Below are 6,685 nucleotides of genomic sequence, written 5' to 3' on the forward strand. Positions count from 1 at the left end.
CCCCCGACGTTTCCTCGCGAACTTCCGTACTTACCGAAACGGCGGGTACCGATCATGCAGGTTTCATCGTCCCCCCGCCGCCCGGGGCGGTCGCCCGAAGGGGTGGGACGCCAAGCCGATTGCGATCCTGTTCTCGGTCGTGAAACTCGGACGGTCCCGCGGTCTGCGTTGACACGGAGGCCGGCGGCTTTCTACTGTCCGGCCAGCTGCGCCAACGTCATGCGCTTCTTGCCCCCCACCGCTTCGATTGACAGGATGTTGCTCGAACCCACGTCCGCTCCGTTTGGCCGACCACGATCCGAATCCGATGCCGATGCGGTCACGCGTCGCGCCGCCTCGTGTCGTGCTGTATCGTGCGGTGCTGCGCCGGCTTCTGCGGTAGGGGAAGTTGAACCTGCGGTTGCGTTCGCGGCGACGTCGGCAGCTTCGAAACGGGTTTGCCGACTGAGGGTTTGCCAACTGGTCGGGCTGATTCTGCTGCTGTGTCTTTCCGGCGGATGCTCGACCGCTCGGTATTTGACGGCTCGGTCGGTTCGCGACAATCCGTTGGCCGCCCAGCTGCGGCTGATGACCCGTCAAGGCCCACAGATCAGCGAGCGGACGTGGAACACGTTGCGACGCTATGGACTTCGCGACGGCTACGATCAGGACGCCCACGTCTGTCTGAAAAAAATACAAACCACGTTGCGGGACAACCGTGACCCCGAGCTGATTCATGCACTCGCCGAACTGTCTTACGTCGAAGGCAAGAAGGCGGAAACCAAAGGCGACCAGAGTGACGCCCTTGGCCACTTTGGCGTCGCGCTGACCAATAGCTACGACTATCTTTTCGACGAAGACCTGTCGGAAACACGAAACCAATACGACCCGCAGTTTCGCGCGACGTGTGATTTGTACAACGAATCGCTGGAAGACACGCTCCGCCTGCTGTGCGAAGAACATCACATCAAACCGGGCCAAACCTATCGCGTCAAAACACCCGACCGCGAGTTCGTCATCCAGACTCAACTGCGCGGAAACTGGAAGCCCGACGAGTTTGATCACTACGAATTTGTCAGCGATTACGAGATCGCAACGCTGCGGAGTAAGCACACGACGTTCGGATTAGGCGTTCCCATGATCGCGGTGCGGAAGAGCAACGAAAAAAACGATCCGCGCGAGGAATACTACCCCGACGAGCTCAGCTACAGCGTCACTGCGATGATGCGCTGTGCCAAACCGGAGCACGGTGAATACGGCGACGCCAACACTTGTGTCCTCGAGTTTTTCGATCCGCTGACGGCCAACCAGGTCAAATTGGCCAACCACTGGGTGCCGCTGGAAACCGATCTGACCACGCCGCTGGCTTTCTTTCTCGACACGCCGCGATTTCGTGAGCGAAACCACGAAACCGAAGGCCTGCTGAACCCCGCCGATGCCGCCAAAAACCGCGGCTTGTACATGCTGGAACCGTATGATCCCAACCGGATCCCGGTGCTGATGGTGCACGGCCTGTGGTCCAGCCCCCGGACGTGGATGGACATGTTCAACGACCTCCGCAGTTTTCCAGAGATCCGCCAGCGCTACCAGTTCTGGTTCTATCTGTATCCGTCCGGCCAGCCGTTTTGGTTGAGTGCGATGCAAATGCGGTCGGACCTCCACGATCTGCGCCACACATTTGACCCGGCACACAACGATGCCCCGATGGATCAGATGGTCCTGGTCGGGCACAGCATGGGCGGACTGATCAGTCGCATGCAGACGATCGATAGCGGCGATGATTTCTGGAGAATCGTCAGCGACCAACCGCAAGAGAAACTGCGGGGAGAAGCCGAAGAGCGCGACAAGCTGGTCAGCACGCTGTTCTTCAAGCCCAATCAATCGGTCAGCCGGGTGATCACGATCGGGACGCCCCACCGCGGCAGCAAGTTCGCCAATGAATTGACCCGCTGGTTGGCCCGCAAATTTATCAAGCTGCCGACGATGAACGTCACCATGGGCGAGAATCTGGTTAAAAACAATCCCAACCTGTTCCGTGATACCGAACTGTTGACGATGGCCAATGCGATCGATTCGCTGGCCCCCGACTCGCCGATCTTCCCCGTCATGCAGCGTGCCAAGTACTCACCGTCGGTCAAGTACCACAACATCATCGGGATCCTGCAAGACCCGACGCTGCTGCAAAAGAAAGCCGGTCGCGGCGATGGCATTGTCGCCTATGAAAGCGCCACGATGGAAGACACCGAAAGCGAACTGATCGTCGATGCTGAGCACACCAAGATCCACATGACCGGTCAAGCGATCTTTGAAGTCCGCCGCATCCTGTTGGAACATCTCCGAGACATCGATTCGGCCGACCGCGTTGCGACGATGCCGAAAAACGCTGTCGAATCCGCGGCAGCGGGCGAATCAACTACGGTTCGGAAAGTTGGCTTTGAGCGGTAAGAGTTTCAAGTCTCAAGTCTCAAGTTTCAGGTTTCAAGTTTCAAGCTGGACAGCCGGGGCTGAAGGCGTCGCAAGGAAGGTGCCGCGAGTCCATTCGCGGAGAAGGGAGGTGTTGATCGGGAACACATATCGCTCCCGGCCTAAGACGCCGAAACGAAGCTGGCCAAGGGTGCCGGCTTGGCCTTTCGCGTCGGCGAATCGCCCCTCAATTCCACCTTGCCGCCGTCGGCGGTGACCGATCCGGTGAAGACCTGCGGTCGGACCGACGGACGCGTTTTGGCCGACTTGATGCGATCCGATGCATTTTGGTGGGCGAAGGCGAATTCTCGCTCCGAAAGCTCGAATTCGACTTCTCCGTCGATCGCTTGTTCGGTGTCCAGTTCGCCGCGAAGGATGCGGACGTCGCGGGGAGCGCTGATTCCGATTCGAACTCGGTTTCCTTCCACACGGACTACGGTCACCGTGATGTCGTCGCCAATCTTGATCTGCTGATCGACTTTTCGTGAGAGAACTAACATGGCAGTTTCCTTTGCCGATACCGGCGAGAGAGGGTGAGAAACTCGTCAAGGCTGTCACATCCTTGTACGCGGCAGGGGAGAGATGCAGGATTTGTGCCAATCGCCGGAGCAAAATCCGGCCATTTTCCTTAACCTGTTCCCAGACAGTCAGTTACGCCAAACGGCGGGTTGGGACGCCGGATTCTGTCGTCCACCAAATTGGAAGACTTTACACCGATTTGAAAGATTGACGCGCAACGGAGAATCACTAAACTTCTCTGTTGTTGAGAATCACTTTCAACACCGCGCAGTTTTTGACGTCCCTCCTTCGCCCGCGTCATCTATCCAGGTTTCTGATGAATTCGATGATTCTAAACGTCTTCCCGAGCGATTCCGGCGACCAGCGACTGGTGCTTGCACGCGAAAGCGATGGCAACGGTTCCACGCTGGTGCTCCGCCAAGAAAGTCGCTCCCCGCACGTCGGCTGGTTTGTGCAAAGCCGAATCGCGATCGAGCCGAATCAGGTGGCGGCGTTGAAGATGACGCTGACCAGCAACCTGGTGAAGGAAGCGTTGCCGGCCGACGAGACGCCCGCGGTGTTGAGCTTCCGCTCCGCCATGGCGGGTTAGTGCTTCGGCCGGGTTTGAACCTTAGGGTTGCGTTTGTCGACCTGGAAATAGGGGGCAGACTGTACCTTAGCCGAGCGATGAAATGATCGCTGAGGAAATGATCGCTGAGCCCACGGATAGCAGCGCGAACCCACGGATTTCTTGCACCCTGTCATCCGTGGGTTCGCGCTGCCATCTGTGGGTCTTCCTTGCGATTTAGTCCTCGAGTTGCGACTCGAGCTTTTGCAGTTGGTCGCGAAGTCGTTGAATCTCGGCTCGAACCGATTCCGATTCGCCTGACGGGTCAGTTTGCGTCTTGCTTTCTGGCTGCGGCTGCGGTTTCTTTGCCGCGGGAAGCAATTCCGGCTCAGCGGCCTGTTTCGCCGTGTCGGCTTGCGGATCGGGCGTGTTGGAGGGTGTTTGCGATGGCGTGGCGGACTGGCCGAACATGCCGCCGAGCACCGAACCGAGGCCTCCGACCAATGAATCGCTGGCGGCCGGGGTGGGGTCGGTGGCGTCTGTCGCTTGGCCCGCGACCGTCGGTCCATCACCGGATCGCAGCGACAGCGTGGCGTTGACGAGACGATTGTCTCGGATCAATTGCAGATCCACGGAATCGTCAGGCGAAGCAAGCGCCAGCAGGTCGAACAGACGCTGGGTATCAGAAACCATTTTGCTGTCAATCGCGACGATGCGATCATCGGTTTTCAGGCCGGCCTTGTCCGCCGACGATCCGGGCTGAATCTTCATCACTTGGACACCGCGTCGGCCGGGCACATCGCGAACCTCCGCGCCGATCTTCGGCGGTGCAGTCTGTGCCGCAGTCGGGATGGCGGCCTGGAGGGGCACGGCGATCGGATTTCGGCCCGATGCCGCTGGGCCAGTGGCCGACGTACCGCTGGCGGCAGGCGATTTCGTCAGCTCGCTCGCCGGGGCGGCGTTGGTGCCGGGCTTGGCCACCAACGTGATGTCAAGATCACTGACTTGTCCGCCCCGCCCGATCCGCAAGCGAACCCGATCGCCGGGCTGACGGGCGGCGACTTGACCGACCAAGGCGGCAACCGATGGCGTGGGCACTCCGTCGATGGCAAAGATGAAGTCGCCGACGCGCAGCCCCTCTCGGTCGGCGCGGGAATGGCTGGCGAATTCGGTGATTTGAACACCCGGGTAGCCCGGATCGGCGTCAATCGCCTTGATGCCGATCGATGCAGCGGTGCCGCCGGATGATTCGGTGCCAGCAGGTTCCGCGGCCGGACCACCTTCGTCGTCGAAGTCGAGCGGGGAGAGAATCGAGCGACCGAACGATTGGGATCGCTGGGGAGCTGGAGCGTCGACGTCGGCCTGGGACTGCGTCTCAGCCCCCGCCTGCCGGACGCCGCCGGGCCCGACGGCCGGCGTCGGACTGACGGCCGGAGCTGGACTGACGGCCGGAATGCGACTGACGCCGCTGCCCGGACGAGCCAGGGGGCGATAGCGTGCCCGAGGATTCGCTTGGTCGGTTCGGCCGGCGGCGGCGGGATTCTGGGCCGCTCCGTTTGCCGGATTGGCGGCGCCGGGCTGTTTAGCGGCACCGGGCTGGTTTCCCGCACGCGGCAGCGGGCGAGCCGGCAGGGCGTTGTTGGCGGCTTCGCCGTCCTGCGGTTGCAGTTGATCTTGGATCAGCGGCACGATCCGACTTCGCAGCCGTTGCAGCAATCCTTGCCCACGGGCATCGTCGGCGAAACAGGTGGCGGAGACGATCAGCGTGGTGATGGTCAGCAGGGAAGTCAGTGAACGCATGGAAAGTTCGAATTTCTTGTGGGGCAGAGAGTGATGCAGTCAGAAACGCAGACATGCCAAAGACTCTAGGGCCATCATACGCCTGATTGACAAAAAATCGAGGCGTCCGAGGGGACGCGGCCCCCCGGCTTGTCATTCTCGATGGCACTTTGCCGGCCAATCCGCCTTGCGACCATCGCCGAGAAAAGGCTATGCCGGTCCATTGTGGAGAACGACTTGAGTCATTCCGACGATTTTTCCCTGTTTTTGCTCAGGTGAAATCCACCGCCGGCGTCGATGGCGTGTCGTATCCCGCGGGTCGTCAAAATCATTTGAACATTCGATAAATGCGGAGGCCACGATGGCCAAAGGATGGATGGAACCGGAACAGTGCAGGAACCTCTTGGTTCTTGTCGAGACTGTGACCGCACCGTTATTGATCCAACACCAAGCGCCGGTGTGCCTGGAATTGGACATCGACTTGGAAATCCCCATCCCCTGCGACCACCAACGCACGGCGGATCTGATCACGGCGCTCAGCAAGCAGGCGTTGGAGGCGATGCCTGACGGTGGCGATCTGATGATCACCGCCTGCCAGAGCGAATCGGGACTGGAGTTGGAGATCGCCGACAGCGGGACCGATGCGACCAAACGCGAGCGTCACCTGCCGATCGCCGCGGCCGCCATCAACGCAGAGCTGCAATGGCAGAACTGCCCCCAGGGCGGCGTGGCTGTCACCATCGTGTTCCCATCGCAATCATCCAGTAGTCGAATGGCAGCCTAAGCGTGTTGCGTCAGCGGACTGAACGATTCAAATCCCATCTCGACACCGTCCCGCCGCTCTCCGGGGCGTCGGCTCTGTCACGAGCGGTCGCCTGTGTGATCGCAGGGCTGCTGATTGTCGGTGGAATCTATTACGTCACGCCCGCCGGCTCGACGGAAACCATGGAGCCGCTCTTTGGCGGAAAGGTGCTGCGGGAGATGGAACTCAGTCAAGTCGAGTTCGCGTTCAGCAAAGCGGGCTTGAGCGATTGGCGGCGAGAAGACGGACGGATGTTAATCCCGCGTGAGACTCGGCACGAATATTTGGCGGCACTCGAGCAAGCCTCCGCACATCCCTACGCCTTGCAAAGCAGCGTCGAAGAGGCGCTCGGTGAGGCACCTTATTTCGAATCGGAATCGGCCCGACGCACGCGTCATCAATATGCCAAGGCACGCGACCTGGGTAAAAAAATCGCAGCCTTCGACGACATCCTTTGGGCCAGCGTGGACTATGACGAGCAATCCGCCGGTGGGTTTGACGGCCGCACGATCCAATCCGCCAGCGTGCTGCTGGTCTCCGACAGTGGCAAGCCGATTGCGCCGGGGCGGATCAGCATGATCCAGAACCTGGTCGCC

General features: G+C 60.3%; 5 protein-coding genes and 1 pseudogene. 4 read left to right on the top strand and 2 right to left on the bottom strand.

Annotated elements, in window-relative coordinates; genetic code table 11:
- Window positions 1-255 precede the first annotated feature (255 nt).
- Window positions 256-2,424, top strand: a complete 2,169-nt coding sequence (locus ABX749_RS16570; RefSeq protein WP_372896948.1) for an esterase/lipase family protein — start codon at window positions 256-258, stop codon at window positions 2,422-2,424.
- A gap of 140 nt (window positions 2,425-2,564) precedes the next feature.
- Here ABX749_RS16570 and ABX749_RS16575 read toward each other — a convergent pair whose 3' ends face one another.
- A complete protein-coding gene (locus tag ABX749_RS16575) occupies window positions 2,565-2,942 on the bottom strand; it encodes a carbon storage regulator (RefSeq protein WP_372896949.1) in 378 nt (125 codons plus the stop codon).
- A 344-nt stretch (window positions 2,943-3,286) separates the two neighbouring features.
- On the opposite strand from ABX749_RS16575, the gene ABX749_RS16580 reads away from it, so the two are divergent.
- Window positions 3,287-3,550, top strand: a complete 264-nt coding sequence (locus ABX749_RS16580) for a hypothetical protein (RefSeq protein WP_372896950.1) — start codon at window positions 3,287-3,289, stop codon at window positions 3,548-3,550.
- A gap of 195 nt (window positions 3,551-3,745) precedes the next feature.
- On the opposite strand, the gene ABX749_RS16585 is transcribed toward ABX749_RS16580, so the two are convergent.
- Complete coding sequence (locus ABX749_RS16585) at window positions 3,746-5,308, bottom strand: PDZ domain-containing protein (protein ID WP_372896951.1); 1,563 nt, start codon at window positions 5,306-5,308, stop codon at window positions 3,746-3,748.
- 382 nt (window positions 5,309-5,690) lie between these two features.
- Here ABX749_RS16585 and ABX749_RS16590 point away from each other — a divergent pair, with 382 nt between their 5' ends.
- Entirely contained in the window at window positions 5,691-6,071 is a 381-nt protein-coding gene (locus ABX749_RS16590; RefSeq protein ID WP_372896952.1) for an ATPase, read from the top strand.
- A 5-nt stretch (window positions 6,072-6,076) separates the two neighbouring features.
- Window positions 6,077-6,685 (top strand): annotated as a pseudogene (locus ABX749_RS16595) (hypothetical protein); the annotation flags it as partial.

The sequence above is a fragment of the Stieleria sp. genome, from assembly GCF_041595215.1.
In the GTDB taxonomy this organism is placed as follows: Bacteria; Planctomycetota; Planctomycetia; order Pirellulales; family Pirellulaceae; genus Stieleria; species Stieleria magnilauensis.